General features: G+C 38.5%; 14 protein-coding genes and 2 pseudogenes. 13 read left to right on the plus strand and 3 right to left on the minus strand.

The features are described 5' to 3' along the window. The first annotated feature begins 135 nt into the window (after positions 1-135). From KS242_RS04095 to KS242_RS04125, 7 genes are all read left to right on the plus strand, one after another. Positions 136-3,144 carry a defense-associated sirtuin 2 gene (locus KS242_RS04095; RefSeq protein WP_217323139.1) on the plus strand — a complete coding sequence of 1,003 codons (3,009 nt, stop codon included), beginning with the start codon at positions 136-138 and terminating at the stop codon, positions 3,142-3,144. 517 nt (positions 3,145-3,661) lie between these two features. Next, positions 3,662-4,270 (plus strand): hypothetical protein, encoded by a 609-nt coding sequence (locus KS242_RS04100; protein WP_217323140.1) that lies wholly within the window; start codon positions 3,662-3,664, stop codon positions 4,268-4,270. Positions 4,271-4,281: 11 nt separating this feature from the next. After that, entirely contained in the window at positions 4,282-6,117 is a 1,836-nt protein-coding gene (locus KS242_RS04105) for a DUF6792 domain-containing protein (RefSeq protein WP_217324057.1), read from the plus strand. Continuing rightward, positions 6,118-6,468 carry a hypothetical protein gene (locus tag KS242_RS04110; protein ID WP_217323141.1) on the plus strand — a complete coding sequence of 117 codons (351 nt, stop codon included), beginning with the start codon at positions 6,118-6,120 and terminating at the stop codon, positions 6,466-6,468. Positions 6,469-7,402: 934 nt separating this feature from the next. Continuing rightward, positions 7,403-9,283: a glycosyl hydrolase 115 family protein gene (locus tag KS242_RS04115; protein WP_217323142.1), complete on the plus strand. Its 1,881-nt coding sequence runs from the start codon at positions 7,403-7,405 to the stop codon at positions 9,281-9,283. Positions 9,284-9,330: 47 nt separating this feature from the next. Then, positions 9,331-10,008: an N-acetylmannosamine-6-phosphate 2-epimerase gene (locus KS242_RS04120; RefSeq protein WP_217323143.1), complete on the plus strand. Its 678-nt coding sequence runs from the start codon at positions 9,331-9,333 to the stop codon at positions 10,006-10,008. Positions 10,009-10,281: 273 nt separating this feature from the next. After that, complete coding sequence (locus tag KS242_RS04125) at positions 10,282-11,265, plus strand: tRNA dihydrouridine synthase (RefSeq protein ID WP_217323144.1); 984 nt, start codon at positions 10,282-10,284, stop codon at positions 11,263-11,265. 273 nt (positions 11,266-11,538) lie between these two features. Here KS242_RS04125 and KS242_RS04130 read toward each other — a convergent pair. Next, positions 11,539-12,845: pseudogene (locus KS242_RS04130) on the minus strand (MATE family efflux transporter). Between the two features lie 241 nt (positions 12,846-13,086). On the opposite strand from KS242_RS04130, the gene KS242_RS04135 reads away from it, so the two are divergent. The 4 genes from KS242_RS04135 to rlmD all read left to right on the plus strand — a co-directional run bounded on the left by KS242_RS04135 (position 13,087) and on the right by rlmD (position 17,339). After that, positions 13,087-13,311: a helix-turn-helix transcriptional regulator gene (locus KS242_RS04135; RefSeq protein WP_371747596.1), complete on the plus strand. Its 225-nt coding sequence runs from the start codon at positions 13,087-13,089 to the stop codon at positions 13,309-13,311. Further along, complete coding sequence (locus tag KS242_RS04140) at positions 13,308-13,802, plus strand: DUF3278 domain-containing protein (RefSeq protein ID WP_217323146.1); 495 nt, start codon at positions 13,308-13,310, stop codon at positions 13,800-13,802. The genes KS242_RS04135 and KS242_RS04140 overlap by 4 nt, the downstream gene beginning before the upstream one ends. Positions 13,803-14,209: 407 nt before the next feature. Further along, entirely contained in the window at positions 14,210-15,739 is a 1,530-nt protein-coding gene (locus tag KS242_RS04145) for an AbgT family transporter (RefSeq protein WP_217323147.1), read from the plus strand. A gap of 184 nt (positions 15,740-15,923) precedes the next feature. After that, positions 15,924-17,339, plus strand: coding sequence for a 23S rRNA (uracil(1939)-C(5))-methyltransferase RlmD (gene rlmD / locus KS242_RS04150; protein ID WP_254391802.1), 1,416 nt, complete (start codon positions 15,924-15,926; stop codon positions 17,337-17,339). A 127-nt stretch (positions 17,340-17,466) separates the two neighbouring features. Here the strand turns inward: rlmD and KS242_RS04155 are convergent, their stop codons facing one another. After that, positions 17,467-18,846 (minus strand): FAD-binding oxidoreductase, encoded by a 1,380-nt coding sequence (locus KS242_RS04155; RefSeq protein ID WP_217323148.1) that lies wholly within the window; start codon positions 18,844-18,846, stop codon positions 17,467-17,469. 368 nt (positions 18,847-19,214) lie between these two features. On the opposite strand from KS242_RS04155, the pseudogene KS242_RS18280 reads away from it, so the two are divergent. After that, a pseudogene (locus KS242_RS18280) lies at positions 19,215-19,574 on the plus strand (PAS domain-containing protein); the annotation flags it as partial. Between the two features lie 111 nt (positions 19,575-19,685). Continuing rightward, positions 19,686-20,069 carry a methyl-accepting chemotaxis protein gene (locus KS242_RS18285; protein WP_371747624.1) on the plus strand — a complete coding sequence of 128 codons (384 nt, stop codon included), beginning with the start codon at positions 19,686-19,688 and terminating at the stop codon, positions 20,067-20,069. 91 nt (positions 20,070-20,160) lie between these two features. Here the strand turns inward: KS242_RS18285 and KS242_RS04165 are convergent, their stop codons facing one another. Continuing rightward, entirely contained in the window at positions 20,161-21,057 is an 897-nt protein-coding gene (locus KS242_RS04165; RefSeq protein ID WP_217323149.1) for a WD40/YVTN/BNR-like repeat-containing protein, read from the minus strand. Positions 21,058-21,241: the final 184 nt, after the last annotated feature.

A 21,241-nucleotide genomic window follows, 5' to 3' on the forward strand; every position in this document is an offset into this window, starting at 1 on the left:
TATTACCTATTACTACCTATCTAAACTAAATGATTGTTATTGACTAATTAGTAGTAATAGAGGATGGTTTTGCACAAGCAACTAATTTAAACCTCTCAACTATAAAAGGTAGCACGATAACTGGAAGTGTTGAAGGTGGATCTGGAAAGTAAAAGGTACGCAGAAAAATTAAAAGAGGTGTTTCTCATGTTGGAAAATAATGTAGTTGAATGTATAAAGGAAATCACAGAATCCTCAAGAAATGGAAAACTTGTCTTTTTTGTTGGTGCGGGAGTTTCAACACTTTCGGATTATCCTCAATGGTGGAGGTTGGTAGATAAGTATCATGAAGAGCTCTATGGGAGTCCAAAGAAAGGAAACTATTCTTCTGATGAATATCTTCGAATTCCTCAAATATTTTATAATGTCAAAGGTGAAATGGCATTTGATAGTATACTAAAAGATTTTTTTCAGGTAGATAAGCCTACGAATCCGATACATGACAAGATATTAGCTATGAATCCAGCACATGTAATTACAACTAATTATGATAATTTGATTGATACTGCATGTTGGAAGAGAGGGAGATATTTTAGTGTAATAAGTGCTGAAGAAGACGTTGCTAATGCTAATTCATCAAGGTATTTACTAAAGGTTCATGGGGATTTTAGACGGGGCTATAAAGGGGGAAATGTAGTTTTAAAGGAAGATGACTATCTAAATTATGATCAGAATTATCCTCTTATCAGTAATCTTATGAAGACAATAATTGCAACGCATACCATTGTTTTCATAGGTTATGGTTTAGGAGATTATAATATTAATATGTTGTTAAATTGGGTAAGAAATTTACAAAAGGACAGTTTTCATAAACCGTTTTTTATTAGAACAGATCCTTCGCCCATTGAAAATGAGACTTCAATCTATTACGAAAATAAAGGTTTACGAATAATTGATGCAGCTAGTTTGATAGATAGTAATAAATATGATTATTTAGAACGTTATTCAGCAGTAATGGATCTTCTTATTGAATCAAAAGAAAATAAATTTATCACTAAAGATGACGAAGTAATTGATTATATATACGGAAAAATAAGCCCACTATTTGCCCTTCAGTATATTCGTAAAATTGATCTCAAACATGTCTTTGAATACGACTATCACTTTGAAGTCAATGGTACTGTTGTTCGTCATAAGAATAAGGGATTTGGTTACATGGAGCGTTTTTTTGAATTAAGAGAGAGCTGCGATGAGAGAAGTAAACTTTCCGAAAAACAATGTGAAAGGTTTAATGCTCTTTCTATTTTCTTTGAGAAGAATGGCGTTATCTGTATGGCGAAAGATGCAGGTACTCTGAATACTTCAATAGAGATTAATAGTTTGGCGTATCACGGCAAATATGATGAGATGAAGAAATTTATTGAAGAACAATCGGTAAGTATTGAGGATGATTATAAAAAAGCATTTTTTCTTGCGTGTTTAGGTAGGTGGGAAGAATCCTATGACCTTTATTCAAATATCATCTTAAATTCTATAGATGAGTCAAATTGGTGTGTACATTATCTATCACAAATAAATAGATATAGGATCTATCAATCAATAACACAAGCTGTAACGCAGTTCAATGGTCTTGGTTTATTAACATTTGGTAGGCATTATAAACCATTTACTGATGAATTTCTTGCTAGGATTGAAAGGGAAATGACAAATTTTAGTATTGATGATTTATTTAATGGTATGCCATTTGAGTTTCAAAAGAAATATAAGATACTTGAGTTTTTAAGTGATAATCAGTTTTTATATGATGATACCGTAAAACTTTTTGAGTTGACTAATAAAGTGCGTTCTGAAATGAGTAAAGGATCTTATTCTTTTGGAATGTCATCTGATATTGTTGTTCTTCTTCGACTTTATGATAATTTACGGTTTTTATATGATAATTGCTTATGGTCTGTTTCTTTTCATGAATTTCATCAATATATGCGAAACTCAATGAGCCTACTAATTGAAAAGGCTGAATATGAGCGGACGAGGGATATAGATGAATTTGGATTCTCTTTTGGGGGAAGAAAAACAGATTTTTTTATTGATTATTACGGTTTTGTTAATATATCGAGAAACTTTAAAATTGATGATATAAAGAACCTTGAGAGAAGTTGCTCTATTGATAAAATTAGGTTTGTTGATCAGGAAAAAACAGAAGAATACTTAGTTGGTATAGCAGAAGAAATTACTAAGGAATTTTCTGCTAATGGAATGAACGTCGTTTTTTATACTCAGTTTATTTCGGAAGCAAAGGCAGCACTCTACCTTGCTAAATATGTAAAACTATCTGAAGAGGGGCTTGGGAAAATAGTGAAAGCATTGTTGTTTTATTTTCCTGAGAGAGATCTGGATATAGGAAAACGCTATGTATGGTTAGAGAGATTAACTAAATGTAATAGATTACCCAAGTCGATAATTTCAATTATTGATGATTTTCTAGTGTTACAGGCAGAAAAACATATTGATCAGAATTATTCCGAGGTATCATCAAATGGTTTACATTCCAGGGACTATGGTGCTTTAATTAAGCATTTTGAGAAGAATTTCACTTCAAAGAGACTATCAGAAATCACTTTATGTTTAAAACAAGATAAGCAAAAACAAATTGATTTTTTGTTTAAATTATTACCCTTACTATCCACCAATGCAAAAAATCATCTATTTAATTTTAAAAAAGTTGAAAATATAAATGATTTAATGAATGGAATTAGAATAGGCTTAATTGATGAGTTCAATCCAGAGCATGAAGAATTAATTATTGAATATCTTGAGACACGAAAGGTAGATTATATTGTTGAGAAGGAAAAGGCAATACAAACTTTTTCTTCTAACGACTATATGAGTACCTTTGGTATCTGGTATTTTATTGAAGAAATAAATAATTCAAAAATGGAAGAGTTTATAGGAATGGATGATCAGTATGACTTTTTTGTAGACCCTGAGAGTTTTGATTACAAAAAGTTTATACCATCGTGGCTAAAAAATTATAATGATAAATTACTTGGTAAAATTGCTGGAAATAAACATATGAAACATCATGTGATTGAGGTACTAAAAGAAAGAGTTGAAAACTCAAATGATAAGAGGTATTTGGAAATTTTAATGAACCACTTTATCTAAAACTCGTTAAATCTTTACTAAAGGTGATTCCACTGCTCAAGAAAATTTGCTATGGTTTGTCTACACCTAGCACTCTACACATATTGAGTGTGTGTCGGAGATTGAGTTGAAGGTGTCTAACTAAAATAAACACTTCCCAGTAAAAATAAACTTTTCCTAATAAGACCTGGATTTCGGTAAAATAAACAATTCCGATTTCTGGGTCTTTTTCATGAGCAGCCTTGTCCTTACTGGTTTTCCTCGAGATTCTCTTCATTCTTTTTTTGGAGATCTTTATTTTAAATCAAGAAAATATAATAGTATCGGCTTTTGTATTAGTTGTAAAAGAATGGGTAGCATTTTATACCTACGCCTAAAGAAGTGTTTTTGGAAAATTAATCTAAACAACTGGGATCTAATAACTCATTTTTGTATACTCTTAGGGACAATAGCTATCCATTATTGGAGGTAAGGCTAGATGAGACTAAAGACGGTCATCGTAATAATCGTAATAATATTAATTGTAGGAGGGTGCGGAATGAATAACGAAAGTAATTCGGTGTCTCCATCTGAGATGAATGCAAATGATCTGCCAGATGTGCCGGCGTTTAAGGATGAATTTACTCGTGACTTTCTGCAATCCGCAGAACAGGTCAAAGATGGATTTTATCCATTTGTATCAGGTTCAGGTAGTTTTACTATGAACTTTCCTCAAGATATGAAGGTAAATAAAAGGAGTTATGAAATAGGCACTGAGAATGAAAGTGAGTTTATCAGCATTTCGCATAGTGATGAACAAAAAGATGGTTTTATCAATCAGAAAATCAGCTATATCAGTTTTATGTCCGATCCTGAAAATGGAAAAGAGCGTATGAGAAGCAGTTCTAAAAGAGAATTGGACTTCAAAGTGATAGAAACAGAGCATAAGGGTCAAAAGCTAGAGATATCTGAATATGAAAGCGATCCTTTTAGTGTAGTAGCTGCATTTATATGGAACGACAATAATCAAGGTATAACCATATTCAGCCATATTGATTGTAAAGAGGATTTAACTAAGCAACAGTGCGCAACAGCAAAGTCTTCTGAAAAGGAAACAATCATGGAAATGCTGAAATCAATAGAATTCACGGCGAAAGAAAGTGAGTGATTGTATTGAGTATGGAATTTTTAGAGTCTCCAGAAATTAAAGCACGATTGATTGATATTGAATACGAGGATCTAGAGCCGCAAGAATTAGAAAATAGACTAAAACAGTTGTATCTAGAGGAAACTGGAGAGTTGTTCGAAGGTGAAATAGATATTTTACATTCCTCAGAAACAAAAAATGAAACTATAACTAGTTCCAATTATGATGGTACAGCTATTCATATTAGTAATGACGGTCATGAGGAAATGTATGTTATCTCTCAAGGTACTCAAGGAGGAGAGGATTGGCTGTATAACCTCAAATCAATGCTGGCAGGTCAAACAGCTCTGCAGGCTGAAGCAACAAATGAATTTGTAATGGAAGCAAAACAGCATCTAGAAGTAGATGAAGATACGAAAACATACGGATTATCACATTCGTTAGGGCATAACAATAATACGGTATCATACCTTGCTTTTGGAACATTTGATGAAGTTTTTAGTATTAATGGAGCTCAGCCTAATTATTACGAGCTATTTAAAGTAGATATTCCTTTTTATGAGGCGGTTAGAAAAGAATTTGCTATAAGAGAAGATATGGATGTCTATGATATTGAACCGCAGAAGTTAAATGACTTCGCAATACAATACTATCAAGATAAATCCGATAACATCCACCAAATCATCTCAAAAGACGATCCGCTTTACGCAGCAAGCGCGGTTCGCGGTTTCTTTACCTTAGGCAATGTGACGATGGTAGATACCAATCCTGATACACCAGGCCTTCGTGAATTGATGGAATATATCCCCGATGATGTAGTAAAGAATTTTCAGGATCTGGCTATTGATTTTGCTGTGGGGTCTGAGAGAGATGGTACGTACGGTGGGGTTGAAGCATTAATAGGAGTGGACTTAAAGGAATTCGAGGGTATCGACGGTTTCTGGAGTGGCGTAGGCTTTTATTTCACTCATTCATCTGAAATAGATACTATGATTAGATCCTTAGAAGAAAAGGTCCCTACCCTTTTGGATAAGTTAACGCCCATAACAGAAAATGCGGAGCAAATCTTCAGCAGCTTATATGAAGCAGAATATATCACGAAAGAACAGAAAGATGTCATGGTTGAGGAGATAGCCATAATTGAACAAGAACTGCAAAAAATAAACGAGGCTATCGGGAGAAATGTAGACATCCGTGATTTAGGAAACCCTAACGCTGGATTCGGCGGAGACATAGGGGCGGGATTGAAAATTTATCTTGATCATGTAAAAGCTATCATGGAGAGTGTTGATCGCATAAAAGAAAGCGGAATTCTAGACAATCTGAGTGCCATTACAGACAGCCACAGCATCTCAGAATTGCTTTCTGTCATGTCAGACGGCAAGAAAGGCTACTTAGGCACCGATATGGTGTACAATGCAACAAAAGGCGATGGCGAGCCTATCAAAGTAAACATCTCCGCGGCACTCCGAATGTATCAGCACTCTATCCCTATCTTAGAGGCAAAAGCAGCAAAGATCAGTGAACTGGAACAGGCCATTCATGATGAATTGGATACGTCTTACAAAGATGAAGAACGAAAAGTACGAGACGAAATTGATCAAATGGAAGGCAGTCCGGGTACTTACAAATTTCTGCTGAGTAAGCATGGCTATTATCCAACGTTTATGAAAGAGATGAAGAAGATATCTGTACATGAGATCTTCCCACCGCTTGAAAATAATGATTTTGAAGAACAGCTGGCAGAGCTTACAAAAACGGTAGAAACGGGATATGCTTATATCGAGAATTACCGTAAATCCATACAGGACTTGTTTGAAGAAGAAGAAGAACTGTCGCAATTATTCGATTTATCGAGGAGGATATAGATGCCGCAGTTTACATTTACTGTCACAGAGCAGATGATTCCGTATGAAGATTATACGTATAAAAAGCAGACCTTGCGAAAACTTGTGGAAGATATCCAAGGTAACGATGATGAGTTTTATACATTAGTCAACAATATCATCGTTGGAGAAGATCAAAAAGGTAAAATCATCGAAGCAATGAAAAAAGAGACGAATCAGCGCAAGGATCACAGCGAGGAACTTTTTAAAGATGTGTTCGAAAAAATAAATAAAGCTGTCAACTCTTTTAATGAGCAAGTGGAAGAGATGAAGAAACAGCGTCTATCGGTAACCTATGAGGATCACACAGGAGAAAAAGACTTTGCGCTCTAAAAAGATGCAAAGCCTTTTTTTGCGTTGAAAACATTTATTGTCGTTTTAGCTTTCTATTTCGTCTTCTGTCATCACATTATCGGATCTATCAGGCAGCGCATGCGAAGTTTTTGATATGCCAAGATGTATTTCCATATGCTTGCAAGTCATATAGTAAAAAATTAAGTGAAAAGATTTATTTTTTAAAATGAAGTAGATATTTAGAAACATTTTAAGGAAAGGTCACAAATTTTTTTATTCAACGAGGGGGCATTGTATTCTACGAGGTGAATGTTTTTGAAGAGCCGGAAAGCATAGGAGACTATTTATTCAAATATATTGCCATTATGACATCTGAGATTAATTACTATATTCAAGTCATATTCAGAAGACTCCCTTTTATTATAATTAAATTAGCGTCCATTTTATTTTTGATTTTTCTGGTTTTAGTAGGATCTATGCTGACTTTTATATTTACATACTGATAGTATAAGAATTCATATTCAGCATTAACTTTTAAATACTTTCTAAAAGATAGTCTACTTGGACCTGGGTAGAAAGTACACCAGTTGTTTAGTAATATAGCATTGTGTAGGACTCGTATTCTAATCAAATGGATGCGGGTCTATTTTATTCTATTCAGCTTTCGCTTCTCTTAATTTAACGCAACCACTTGTACAAACGTTAGCTTAAGTGAAAATCAGGAATTGGTATTAAAACGCTTTCAATTCTGTATAATGGAATATAGGATTATGAATCCTGTTCATCTAATTTGAGGTGTACTTCGAATGAAAAGGTCACCGATATTAATTATAAAGGGAAGGATTTAATGAACAACTGCTATTACTTTAATAGAGGAACAAGGATCAATTCAGACTTACTTTCCAATCCAATAGTAAACTGTATAAGTATCTTAGAGCGAGATATGGAAAAGAGATTCAATGAGGCAAAGCTAATGGAGAATAAAATTGACTTAGTGCATGATTCTGAGCTTAATCAAGAAGAATATAAGATTGTATTTTCCGCTCCAGACGCTATGGAGATAAGAGCCTCCGATGATTTAGGATTTGTGTATGCATTACTTTACTTAAGTAATGAATTTCTGAAGATTAAGCCATTCTGGTTTTGGATGGATCAAGAAATCGAGTCTGTGGATTATATTGAAATTCCTATACAGACATATACCTCTCCAAGGAAGGCAGTAAAATACAGAGGCTGGTTTATTAATGATGAGGTTTTAATTGATTATATGTGTGAGAAAAATCAATCGGAAGAATTGTGGGATATGGCTTTTGAGGCGTTGCTTAGGTGCGGGGGGAATATGGTTATTCCAGGGACAGATCGGAATTCGAGGAAGTTTCGGCAAAAAGCTGTGGATACTGGACTTTGGATAACGCATCATCATGCGGAGCCTTTGGGTGCGGAAATGTTTACACGAGAATATCCTCGTTTAGAGGCGTCTTATAAGAAGTATCCTGAACTTTTTCATGCGTTATGGGAAGAGGGCATAGCGGAGCAGAAGGGTCATAAGACGATTTTTAATTTAGGGTTTCGAGGACAAGGGGATTATCCTTTTTGGGCAGAGGATTCGGCATATGATACTCCTCAAAAAAGAGGCGCGTTAATTAGCGAATTAATCAATATTCAGTATGAGCTGGTCGAAAAATATGTAGATAATCCTGTTTGCTGTACAAATTTATATGGCGAGGTTATGGAACTTTACAATGAAGGTCATATTCAGCTGAATCCAGAAATCATAAAGATATGGGCGGATAATGGGTACGGTAAAATGGTTTCTAGAAGGCAAGAAAGCACTAACTTGAGAGTACCAGCTCTGCCAACTAATAAAGGACGTCATGGAATTTATTATCATGTGTCCTTTTATGATCTGCAAGCAGCAAACCATATTACGATGCTTCCAAACTCTATCGACTTTGTTAACCAGGAATTGCATCATGCATTCACAAAAGGTGTAGATGATTTCCTAATCGTAAATTGCTCTAATATACGGCCGCATGTGTTTTATTTAGATGCTATTAAAAAGATTTGGGAAGGAAAAGAGATTGATAGTACGGGCCATGCACAAGTATTTGTTTCAGAATATTTTGGTGATTTTGGAGATGTTGCGGCTTGTTTTTCAGATTACGCGAAATGTACGGTGAAGTATGGCAATCATGAAGATGACCACGCTGGTGAGCAATTTTATAATTACGGTGTAAGAGTGCTGGCTACGCAATGGATGAAGGATAACAACAATCATTCACCAGATTTTGCATGGGCAGCGGGAAATGGATCACTTGGCAGACAAGTAGCCTTTCTTGAAAATACTTGTACAAAGGGATTGAATTCTTTTTCTGATTTGGTCAGTAAATGCGAGAAAGTTAGCAATGCACTGCCAGAGCCACAAAAAAAGGTGTTTGATTTTACCATATATATGCAGTCAAAGTTGCATTTGTATTGTATACAGGGCGTATTAGATTTTTGCGATGCTTATGAGGATTTTACGGGTGAAAGATATATGCGTGCTTTTTACAAGGCTGGCAGGGCTTCTGAAAAGTTCCAAGCAGCAAATGCAGAAATGAGAAATAGTGAATACGGCGTCTGGAACGGGTTTTATGAAAATGATTGCTTAAGTAATTGTAAGTTTACTGCCTATATCCTCAAAAATCTGATGAGCTACATACGCATGATTGGCGAGGGACCAAGATTTTTTGACTGGCAGCGAGAACTCATGTATGCAGAAGAAGATAGAAGAATTATGCTGCTGACCAATTTGCGTAACCACATGACGGACGACGAGCTTTTTTATGCGATGAAAGAAAAAAACATCTATTAAGGAACAGGTCTATTGGAATCTGTTTATCTCGCAGGAGGAAAGACAGAATGTTAAACGCTGTTAAAAATAATCTCATCGTATCTTGCCAAGCTTTACCCGACGAAGCCTTGCATAGCTCCTTTATTATGTCGAAAATGGCATTAGCTGCAAAGCAGGGCGGCGCAAAAGGGATACGGGCAAATTCCAAGACAGATATTATAGAAATAAAAAAAGATGTAAGCTTGCCAGTTATAGGAATAGTGAAGCGTGACTATAAAGATTCCTCTGTGTTCATCACAGCCACTTATCGAGAAATGGATGAACTGCTAGAAAGTGGCTGTGAGATGATTGCCATGGATGCGACAGCACGGAGAAGACCTGAAAATATTGCATTAAGTGAACTAGTAGCGTATGTTCGAGAAAAAGATGCAGCGGTGCAATTGATGGCGGATATTGCTACCCTAGAAGAAGCTATACAAGCGGAACAACTTAATTTTGACTGTGTCTCTACTACATTGTACGGCTACACAGAGGAAACAAATAAGCAGAAGCTTTACGATTATGATTTTAAATTTTTAAGACAAGTAATTGAACATGTTCGTATACCTGTCATTGCTGAAGGAAATGTAGTGACGCCGGAAATGGCTAAACGATGCTTACAGATTGGTGCGCATGCCGTGGTGGTTGGTGGTGCAATTACTAGGCCGCAGCAGATTACGGAAAGGTTTGTGGAGACTATAAATTGATTGTTAAGCTCTTCGTGAAATATAAATACAAACAATATATAGGCCTGGATCCCGGTAAAGTAAATAACTCCGGTTTTCAGGTTTTTTTTTCTAGTGTACTCATCCTTGGACTTAGTTACCTTTGCACTTTCTATTGGTTAGTAGTAAAATAAAATGTTGTAATTTTGCTGTAGTTATATACATCATGCTTCAGCATGTGATAAGTAAAAGAAATAGAGGCATTGCTCTTAAATATATATCTAATTTGGTAACTAAAACGAGAGGGTTTTATATATGAAAGAAAATTTCTGGCGTGATTTACCGCGTCCATTTTTTGTGTTGGCTCCTATGGAGGATGTGACGGATGTTGTTTTTCGTCATGTAGTGAGTGAAGCTGCTAGACCTGATGTGTTCTTCACAGAATTTACGAACTCGGAGAGCTATTGTCATCCTGATGGGAAGGATAGCGTGCGCGGTCGTTTGACTTTTACAGAAGATGAACAGCCAATGGTTGCGCATATATGGGGAGATCGTCCGGAGAACTTTCGGGAGATGAGTATTGGTATGGCGGAACAAGGCTTTAAGGGTGTGGATCTCAATATGGGCTGTCCTGTCCCCAATGTAGCTGGGAATGGGAAAGGAAGCGGCCTGATTTGTCGTCCCGAAGTTGCGGCTGAATTAATTCAAGCTGCAAAAGCAGGTGGCTTGCCTGTAAGTGTGAAGACAAGACTTGGATACACGGATATTGAAGAGTGGCGTGACTGGCTAACACACGTGCTGAAGCAAGACATCGCAAATCTTTCCATTCATTTGCGTACAAGAGCAGAGATGAGTAAAGTAGACGCACATTGGGAGCTAATTCCCGAAATTAAGAAACTTCGTGATGAAATAGCACCAGACACGCTCCTAACAATCAATGGCGATATTCCAGATCGTAAAACTGGGTTAGAACTCGTTGAAAAATACGGTGTTGACGGAGTTATGATTGGGCGCGGAATTTTCACAAATCCATTCGCCTTCGAAAAAGAGCCGAAAGAACATACTAGCAAGGAATTGCTGGATCTTCTAAGGCTGCATCTGGATTTTCACGATAAATACTCACAAGAAGTAAAACGCCCATTCAAGCCGCTACCACGTTTCTTTAAGATATATGTGAAAGGTTTCAAAGGGGCAAGTAAATTAAGAAATGAATTGATGAATACAAAGTCAACCAATGAAGCAAGAGAATTGTTGGATGAGTTTGAGGCGGAATTTCTTACTGTGGTGGAAGGACAATAAGGAACAAGCCGAAGATATTATAATAATAGAAACTTTCCATTAGACCTGGATTTCGGTAAATAAACATTTCCGAAATTCGGGTCTCTTTCATGTGGAGAGTTGATACATTTCACCATGAGAATTATATGTGAATAGCAGGGATTAAAGCAAAGCGCCAACCTATGGCGATTACGTTATTCTAATCTCCCTATTTGTTCTTTTTGTTTCTGTATATGATCTAAAAGGAAGGCGTGGCATCTGTTGTGCAGATGTCACGCCTTCCTTTATTACGAGTTAATGTTTTTCACTAAATAACTGCTTCTTGTTCCATTTGCCCCATTTATAATAGGAAAAAGAAAAGATACTGCTTAGGATAAAACTAATTCCCATCCCTAAAGCGATTCCGTTCTGCTCGATAAGAGCCGAACAAACGTAGGTGAGTGGGTATCGCAGCAGCCAAAAGGATATGATGTTCAAGATTAGGACTTGGTACATCGCGCCTGAACTTCGGACAATACCGTTTAAGATAAAATTAAGGCCGATAAATGGATAGAAGAAGGCGATGATTTTTAAATAATCCGTACCAAATGCGTGGGCTGGCTTTTCTTCAATAAACAGACTGGTTAGAGGTTCTGCTAATAAAAAGACGAGAACCGCAATGACGAACATGATTCCTAGATTGTAGAGGGCGCCATATTTAGCAATTTCCTTGACCCGGTCCCAGCGGCCAATCCCGATATTTTGGCCGGCCATGCTGTTCACCGCTGTTCCTAAGGCCATGGCAGGCAGTGTAATTAAGCTGTCGATTCGCTGTGATGCGCCGAATCCAGCTGTAACGGCTCCGCCGAAAGAATTGACGACACTCATAATCGCCGTTACGCCAGCGTAGATCACCATCATTTGCAGTCCGGATGGAATACCAAGCTTTAGAATCAGCCACACTTGCTCTTTCTTTGGTAAGAAGGGATAGAAAATGGAGCGAGGCGGTGGCGGAGAATATAACCTAGTCCTAACAAAAATGCCACTGCTTGCGATAAGATAGTCGCATATGCTGCTCCTTGAATTCCCCAGTCAAAGACTGAAATAAATAGCGGATCTAGTACGAAATTCAAAAGAACAGCCACAAAAACAAATTTTAACGGTGTTTTACTATCTCCTAAAGCTCTTAAAACAGTGCCGATAAAGTTATAACCCATTAAAAATAAAACGCCTAGAAAGTTAACCTGCAAATATGTCTGTGCTTGCTCGACCATGCCTGCCGGTGTGTTAAGCAGACTCAGCATTTGTCGGGAGAACAACAATCCAATGATGCCCACGAGTATGGATAGCAAACCTAGCACAATAACAAAGGCGTTTAAATACGCCTTCAGTCCACGTTTGTCTCCGCTGCCGCTTTGCTGAGAAAGAATCGTCAGTGTAGTGTTATTAATTCCGATAATAAACGCCAGAATCGTTAACACGATGGTCGAAGAAATAGTTACCGCGCCAAGTGCATTTGCGCCTAAAAGGTTACCAACCCAAAGGCTATCAATGAATTGATAAGAAACTTGCAATAAATTTGTAAGCATTATTGGGCCAGCAAACGTAATTAGCTGCCTCATAATCGGGCCTTTTGTAAAATCCTGCTGTGCCAAGGGGATGAACACTCCTGTCTATGTATAGATACAAGTAATAAAGGTAGAAGTTTATACACTAAATATGGTTATAACACACAGCAGAAGGCTGCACAAATTAGAGAACTCTCTAATTCACGCGTCTTTATATGTGCTAAAGAGATGCAAAATGTTATCTATATATATCGATGTCACATATAATTGACACCAATTATGAATGTCATATATAATGTACACGAGAAGCGAAAAGGGTGATGACTTGAATAAAGTCCAAGCGTTTAGAAAGCAGCAAGGCTTAACGCAAATTGAATTGGCAAGAAAGGTTGGGGTTGCAAGACAAACCATCAATCTGATTGAAAATGGCAAATACAATCCATCCTTATCCTTGTGTATTTCATTAGCCAGAGAATTAGAAACAGATTTAAATGCTTTGTTTTGGGAGGAGAAAGAATGAAGAACAAAATATTGAATCATTTTGTAGGAGTCATGGATGATAGAGATGAATATCAGCAGCAGGAGATACATAAAGAATTAGCTTTTTCCGGTATATTGTTGTGGTGTTTATCTATACTGGTAATGTTTGTGGCTCTTGTTGTTGATACAGTTAAAGATAGTGTATCTTTTACTACCGTCTGCCTTTTTATCATAAATATGGTCTATGCAGGATTGATGACGACAAGAATCAGAAAGAAAAGTCTTGATGAGACGGATTGTGTTACAGAAGAAGAATATGAAGAGAGAAAAGCAAGACTCAAAAAATCTGCAACTTTTATGGGTATATTCTGGGGCGGAGCCATGCTTGTTACAATGGATTATATTTTTCCATTCTTCTCGAACGAAGAAGTAGACATAAGTTGGGGATCAATAGCTTGGGTTATCGGTGGTATATTCTTTGGTATGACCATGTATTCCTTTTCAAAAATGAAATTAAAAAAACACTTTTAATCCTACATATCGATTTGCATAACCCACCTTCTTCCGGAAATCCTAACTCTGTACGATTACGATAAGAGGAGGGACATTCCATGGTAAAAGATTCTTATGCACCTCGGGAAAAGAAAAATGGTGAAGGTAAGCGTCCAGACGAACAAAGAAGAGGGAAAGCGAAATCAAACTCTCGGGGCGGAAGAAACTAATCTGCTCATGCAGCGAGTCAATGTAAACTGAATTAGTATTCCTTAGTAAGACCTAGTAGTGGTGAGAAGACTTTACCATATGCTGGGTCTTTTTTATGGATTAATTTGCTTTAAGAACTAGGTTTTTTACCTATTTCAATCACAGGAACTCTTGTCTATACTTAGGGTGTATTTTTACGCAATTGTTTGAATCTTTATTTATAGGAGGTAAAGTGCATGGAGAATTCTCAGAAGACTGGTTTCATTATGCGCGCTTTGAATGGTATCGAACGAGTCGGTAATAAGCTTCCGCATCCTGTTACATTATTTTTTATTTTTGCTGCAGCTGTGGTTATTTTATCAGCCATCTTTTCTGCTATCGGACTAAGTGTAGAAGATCCAATTAACGATGGAGAGACGATTGCAGTAAAGAATCTGCTTAGCTCAGAAGGCATTCTTTATCTTTTTGAGAGTGCTGTTACCAACTTTACAAATTTTGCGCCGCTCGGAACTGTCTTGGTCACGATGCTTGGTATTGGAATTGCGGAACGGTCTGGATTAATTAGTGCATCCTTACGTGGGCTCGTTACTTCTGTTCCTCGTACATTGATGACAGCAGCTTTAGTATTCGGCGGTGTTATGTCCAGTATGGCGGCAGATGCCGGCTACGTTGTGCTAACACCGTTAGGAGCAGTGTTGTTTGCTGGCCTTGGACGACATCCATTAGCAGGTCTGGCTGCCGCATTTGCGGGGGTATCTGGTGGATTTAGTGCAAACCTTTTGCTCACATCACTTGATCCGCTTCTTGGCGGTTTAACAAAAGATGCTGCTGCCATTATTAATCCCGCCTATGCGGAAGGTATCAACTATGCGATGAACTATTACTTTATGTTTGTCTCCGTATTCCTGCTTACAATCCTAGGCACACTGGTCACAGATAAGATAGTGGAACCACGCCTCGGAACATACCAGGGAAGTGTGAAAGAAGATGTGAATTACTTGAGACCAGAGGAAAAGAGAGGCTTGTGGGGAGCACTTATTGCATTTCTCATAACGATTGCTGGTATGGCAATACTGGTTCTGCCTTCTTGGGGCCCATTACGTGCGGGGCATGCAAACCTGATTGATGCACCTTTCTTTGGAACACTTGTGCCTGTAATTCTAATCATATTTTTCATACCTGGATTAGTGTATGGACTTATCACAAAAGAAATTAAGAATGATAAAGACGTTGCTAACCAACTATCGGAAACAATGGCTACGATGGGTTCATATATCGTGCTGGCCTTTGCGGCAGCCCAATTCGTCGCTTACTTTAGCGAATCCAATTTAGGAACTGTGCTTGCTGTGAAAGGTGCAGCGTTTATTGATGCCACAGGTTTTAAAGGAATTCCGCTAATCCTCACTTTTATCGCTGTATCTGGCTTCATTAACTTATTTATTGGAAGTGCATCTGCTAAATGGGCTATCATGGCTCCGGTTTTTGTGCCGATGATGATGCTGTCAGGCTATTCACCTGAGTTCACACAGCTCGTATACAGGATAGCAGATTCCACTACAAATGTTATCTCTCCGCTCATGCCGTATTTTGCCATTGTCATCGCCTTCGCTCAGAAGTATGACAAAAAGGTGGGAATTGGAACACTAATTTCCACGATGCTTCCTTACTCGATTGTTTTTACGATTGGCTGGGTGGCGATGCTGTTAATTTGGATGCTGATAGGGCTTCCAATAGGTCCTGGAACTCCTACTGTATACACGCAGTAATCTGTATGAAAAGCTAGACTCGATTCTTTTAAGGATCGAGTCTTTTTCTTATGTAACGAGACTTTTGCAATTTTAGCTAGCATCAAACCGCAAAACATGATAAAAAAGTATAGGAATCCTTTTTATAAATTACCTTTCATTTAGATAATAGATTAAAGATTCCAGTAAGAAAGGAGGAAGAATAATGCCAAAAGCAAAACGCATTGAATTGGATCCAGAGTTAATGGAACTAGAAATTAACCAGTTAGATCATAAAGGGGCTGGCCAAGCAGTTGTTCGGTATGAACACGAATTGGTCAAGACTCATAACATAAAAGTAACCATCCCAAAAACACTGCCAGGTGAAAAGGTGCGCGCCACTGTAGCTTGGCCGCATGCGAAAAGATCGAAAGCCGATTTAGAGGAAATAGTTGAGGCACATCCAGAGCGTGTTACGGCACCATGTCCGCATTTTGACTTATGCGGGGGGTGCGTGTGGCAGCATTGGCAGTATGAGGGCCAGCTAAAACAAAAGACAAATTTTGTGAAGAATTCACTTATCAGCCAAGGTTTTGATCCAGAGCTTGTGAAGGATACAATCGGCATGGAGGAAGACCCGTGGCATTATCGCAATAAGATGGAGTTCACATTCGCAGCTGATGGTTCCATGGGACTTCATGAGCAAGGCAACTTCCGCAATATTATCCCGCTTGAGACATGTTTGATTGCCGGGGGAGATATGAAGAATGCTGCGATGGAGATTTCTGCTTGGGTAAAAGAGTATGAGCTAAGCGGTTATAACAAAGATACGCATGAAGGATTGCTTCGCCATTTAATGGTAAGACAGTCTTTCGTAACAGACGAAATCATGTTAGGTCTTTTCGCCACAAAAGCACCAGATGCGGACTTGGCAGATGCTGTTGAACAGCTGAAAGAGCGTATTGAACAGAACTACCCGAAAGTAAAGAGCTTCATGTGGTTCGTCAATACAGACTTGGCAGACCGTACACAAGCAGAGGACATGCATCTCTTGTCTGGACGCGACTTCATTTATGATGAAATCAGCGGCTACCGTTATCGTCTATGGTTTGACACCTTCTTCCAGACGAATCCGGTACAAGCACAAAAGCTAATCGACCTAGCGCTTGAAATGGCCAATCCACAAGGCACGGAAAATATGCTGGAGCTATTCTGCGGCGTTGGAACCTTCTCCCTGCCATTTGCCAGCCGAGTGAAAAAACTTGCTGGTATTGAGATAGTAGAAAGTTCAATTGAATCTGCCAAACGAAATGCATCTGATAATGGCATTTCTAACACGTATTTCCTTGCTGAAAATGCAAGACACGGAATTGACCAAGTTCTAGAGCACTTTGGCACACCAGACTTGCTGCTGCTTGACCCGCCACGCGCAGGTGCAGGCGGCAAAGTGATGCGTAAAATCGGACGTTCTGAACCGAAGAAAGTCATTTACGTTTCTTGTAATCCAGAAACATTTGCAGAAGATATCAAAGAGCTTGAGCAATTCGGCTACCGCCTTGATCAAGTGCAGCCAGTTGATTTGTTCCCGCATACGGTACACGTTGAGTGTGTTGCAATGCTGGAGAAGATAGAATCTAACTAAACATTTTCAATTATGGCCCTGATCTCGTGAGAATAATATTCCGACCTCAGGGTCTTTTTCTATGTGTACTGGTAAAAAAGGGAGAGACCTTCTTGGTTTCTCCCTCTCTTAGTTATTTAGATGAAACTTAGAACAACCTAAAACCAGATCTCCCGTTTAATGGAGGGATACTTTGCGGGTAGTTAAATACATTATTTGGATCATATTTTGTTTTTACTTGCCGGAGTCTGTCAAAGTTTGCTCCATAATAAGCACTTCCAAAGTTGCTTATATTAAAGTCAGGCACGTTTACATAAGAGCCTTTAGAGAATGGCGCTAACATCTGGCGTGTTCTTTCTACTACAGCAATGTTTCTTTGCGCGTCAGAAGATTTTTTCCAGGTTGCACTCCATTCAAAGTAAAACGCTGGATCACGCCAGAAGAATGCTGTTGCTTCAGGCGGAACGCTGCTTACGGCGCCTCCCCAATTTAGGAAGAAGAAGTTAGAATCGGTGCCGGTTGCATTTTCGAGAAAATAGCGCATGGCTTTGATTGCTTCATCAGGGAATGGCTGAAAACCATAGGATGAAGAAAATTTGTTTGCCGCGTCTGTCGGTATTTGGTCAGGCTGCAGGCGATTCTCAACGACAGCTGGCCAAGGTAACGTTTGGATGTTAACCTCTGTCGGCGTACCTGTTGTTAACAATGGTTCCAACAAATCAGTTAACTCTTCTTTTGGTCCGAGAAACAGTCCTGTTGCTTGCAGTAACCCATTTGTTCTCGTATAAACCTCTAAACTAGTGCCTAATCTGTAATCAACAGAAGGAGACCATCTTTGCCAAGCTTTCACTACGTCTTCGAATTGCCCCCACGGCCAATTGATATCGAATACTGTTGCGCTTTCAGGGGCACGGTGTACCTTGAATTTGTATTCTGTAGCGATGCCAAAATTCCCTCCGCCTCCGCCACGCGAAGCCCACAGAAGGTCAGAATTGTTATTTTCATCAGCTATGATAGTTCTTCCCTCAGCATCAACCATTTTCACACCAATCAAATTATCACTAGCAAGGCCAATTGTACGTTGGAGCGGCCCAATTCCTCCGCCTAATGTAAGACCAGCAATCCCGACGGTAGGACTATCTCCAAAGGGAGACATAAAGCCTCTTGCAGCTAATGAACTGACAAGCGGACCTACATCAATGCCGGTTTCGATAAGCGCTATTTCTTTCTTACTATTTAATCGAACTCGAGTCATTTCGCTGACGTCGATGACGATACCATCTTTCACAACAGACATACTTCTTTCCAATGCGTGGCGTCCGCCCCGAGCACGAAGAGGAACATTATTTTCTCGTGCCCATTTTATTGCATGAACCACATCATCATGCTCTTGTGCGAACACAATAACGAGGGGATATGTGTTCGTGTACGGATTCCAATTTAGCCGTGCCTCTTCATAACCAGGTTCGCCTCTGAAAATAACACGACCGGTTAATTTCGTTTCTGATGCGATGACTAACACCTCCATAATTAAATGTAATGCTTAAGGAAACTTGTAACAGAATATTGTATGTAGAGGTGATAAAAGTGCATGGGTAAAGGTATAGAGGGGGGAGAACTACTATTTGTCTGGGTAAATATAGCAACCAGCGCCGCTCCCAAAGAAAAAACAGTCGTATTTCATAGTTAGTCCTAGCAGAATCTATCGAATATCTTAATTCTTAACCAACATTTAACTAAATCACTTAATGACTTTATGATTGTAAATTATATACCGATATTACTAGTGTTCATTCTCAAATTGGTTAACACATATACAGGTAATCCTATTTTTAGTTGTACATGAAGAAATGACAGCAAGATAAAAAGAGAGATTAAGAAGGTGGAGGAACATTAGTGCAGTATAGTTTAAATCAAGATAAATTGTTTACAGCTATTGAGCGTTCGATAGCAATGATCTTATTTGACGCACAAGGAAATATTTTGTGGGCAAATGCTATTTTCGCTGAAGTAATTGGATACGAGATTAACGAGCTGCAAGACATGAATCACCGGCAGTTGTGTTTGCAAGCATATACACAGCGTGAAGAATACACAGATTTTTGGAATAACCTGCGTAATAATAAGATGTATAATGATAAGGTGCAAAGAGTTAAGAAAGATGGAAGCAGTTTATGGCTGGATGCCTTTTATACACCAGTAGTAAATGAAGATGGCAAAGTAGACAGTATTCTTAAAATTGCAACGGATGTAACGAATCAGGAGAACCTTTTAAAGCAAAGCTCTAGAGAATTCATGACTTTAGTGGAAGAAATGAATAGCAGCACAAATGAAGTGCATCAATCATCTCAGCTGGCTGTAACAGATATGGACAAACTAATCGGCGAATTTCAGGTTGTAAAAGAAAATATCGATAAAATTAAAAACATCTCCGACACAGTAAAAGGGATAGCAGATCAATCCAATCTTTTAGGTCTGAATGCCAGCATTGAAGCGGCAAGAGCGGGGGAGCACGGACGAGGTTTTACCGTGGTGGCAAGTGAAGTTCGTAAAATGGCAGACACGAGTAAACATTCAGTTGAGGATATTTCGAACCAGTTAAATCAGATTACCAAATCAGTAGCAGTTATGTCAGAAATGGTAAACAAAGTAATGAATAGCATTGAGAAGAATTACGGATCTATTGGAGAGCTGAAAGGTTCCTATGAACGAATAGCAGCTACAGCAGAGAGATTATCAGATATAACTTAATTTCAACGAGCGCGCAAGAAGCAGCAATTATACATTCCTAATCAAGAAGAAAAGGCTTTGCCCCTTACTAGATGAGCAAAGCCTTTTGTATTTATTGCAAATACGAATTCCAATCATCATTTTCTCGCCAATTCTTCTCTTCTTCCTCCGTCATCACATCGTCAAGGTCAATCAAGCCAGTCATCTCAAATCTGGCTTCATTATCGTTGGAAACGAGTTTGGCTTTAACGTTTCCGCCATAATAATCTCCATTAGCGCCTTGTCCCATCGTCATAATAATTTGGTCTCCATCTTGTTCTGCAGATTCCATTGTAGTAAAGACCTCACTGTATATGCCAGGCAAGTCAACTTGGAATGGCTGCCAGCTTACTCCTCCATCGGTTGTGCGATAATATTCTGCTTGTCCGGTCAAAGCAAAGCTCATAAAGCCTAAATCTTTGGAAACGAAAGTTCCGCTTTGGACAATCCTTGTAGTTGGTGCACTTCCCATCAGTTTCCACGTCTCGCCGCCATCGGTTGTTTGGTAGATTTGATTTCCTTCTGCAGACATTGTTCTGCCACCAGACAAAATGATGAAACCATTCTTCTCGCTGGTAAATCCGATGTTTCGGAATCGTATGCCTTCTATTGCATCTGGCAGTACTGCCGTTTCCCATGTTTTTCCTTGGTCCGTAGAAGATAAGACAGATGTTTCTTCAAATCCTCCAACAATAAAAGCGAATCTGTCTTCGGTTAAAACATAACTTTGATCAATTAACTCTGTCTCTGATCCTTGATGTTCTCCACCAAAAAGTTTGTTAACTTCTACAGGGACTTTATTCCAGTCCTGTCCACTGTTCGCAGTCACTTGCAAGCCTGACTGGTCAATCTTATATGCTATAGCAGGCCCGGCAGGTTCTGGTTTTTCCTCGGGCTTTTCAGCTTCTTCTTCTTTTTGACAGCCTGTGAGCAGAAGTAAACAGAGACAAAAACCAACAATATAACGCATTTTATACTCCCTTTCTACTGTTCTATTTTATGAGAACTAGGGAGAGGGTACAACCTGATTTTGGTAATTTTTCTTATGGGGAAATAAGTAGAAGTCCTCTAAAAAGAGGCTCTATACTTAAAGCTTAACAGATAAGTTGTGGGAAACTGTATTTCCGTCGACCCAATAGGATAAAAATAGGCAT

It is taken from the genome of Terribacillus sp. DMT04, from assembly GCF_019056395.1.
Taxonomy (GTDB): domain Bacteria; phylum Bacillota; class Bacilli; order Bacillales; family Amphibacillaceae; genus Terribacillus; species Terribacillus aidingensis_A.

Bases quoted from the DNA above. Each gene is read 5' to 3' on its own strand.
- KS242_RS04100 (WP_217323140.1), top strand. From the start codon at position 3,662: ATGAATAACGAAAGTAATTCGGTGTCTCCATCTGAGATGAATGCAAAT.
- KS242_RS04105 (WP_217324057.1), top strand. From the start codon at position 4,282: ATGGAATTTTTAGAGTCTCCAGAAATTAAAGCACGATTGATTGATATT.
- KS242_RS04110 (WP_217323141.1), top strand. From the start codon at position 6,118: ATGCCGCAGTTTACATTTACTGTCACAGAGCAGATGATTCCGTATGAA.
- KS242_RS04115 (WP_217323142.1), top strand. From the start codon at position 7,403: ATGGAGAATAAAATTGACTTAGTGCATGATTCTGAGCTTAATCAAGAA.
- KS242_RS04120 (WP_217323143.1), top strand. From the start codon at position 9,331: ATGTTAAACGCTGTTAAAAATAATCTCATCGTATCTTGCCAAGCTTTA.
- KS242_RS04125 (WP_217323144.1), top strand. From the start codon at position 10,282: ATGAAAGAAAATTTCTGGCGTGATTTACCGCGTCCATTTTTTGTGTTG.
- KS242_RS04135 (WP_371747596.1), top strand. From the start codon at position 13,087: ATGTACACGAGAAGCGAAAAGGGTGATGACTTGAATAAAGTCCAAGCG.
- KS242_RS04140 (WP_217323146.1), top strand. From the start codon at position 13,308: ATGAAGAACAAAATATTGAATCATTTTGTAGGAGTCATGGATGATAGA.
- KS242_RS04145 (WP_217323147.1), top strand. From the start codon at position 14,210: ATGGAGAATTCTCAGAAGACTGGTTTCATTATGCGCGCTTTGAATGGT.
- rlmD (WP_254391802.1), top strand. From the start codon at position 15,924: ATGCCAAAAGCAAAACGCATTGAATTGGATCCAGAGTTAATGGAACTA.
- KS242_RS04155 (WP_217323148.1), bottom strand. From the start codon at position 18,846: ATGGAGGTGTTAGTCATCGCATCAGAAACGAAATTAACCGGTCGTGTT.
- KS242_RS18285 (WP_371747624.1), top strand. From the start codon at position 19,686: ATGGACAAACTAATCGGCGAATTTCAGGTTGTAAAAGAAAATATCGAT.
- KS242_RS04165 (WP_217323149.1), bottom strand. From the start codon at position 21,057: ATGCGTTATATTGTTGGTTTTTGTCTCTGTTTACTTCTGCTCACAGGC.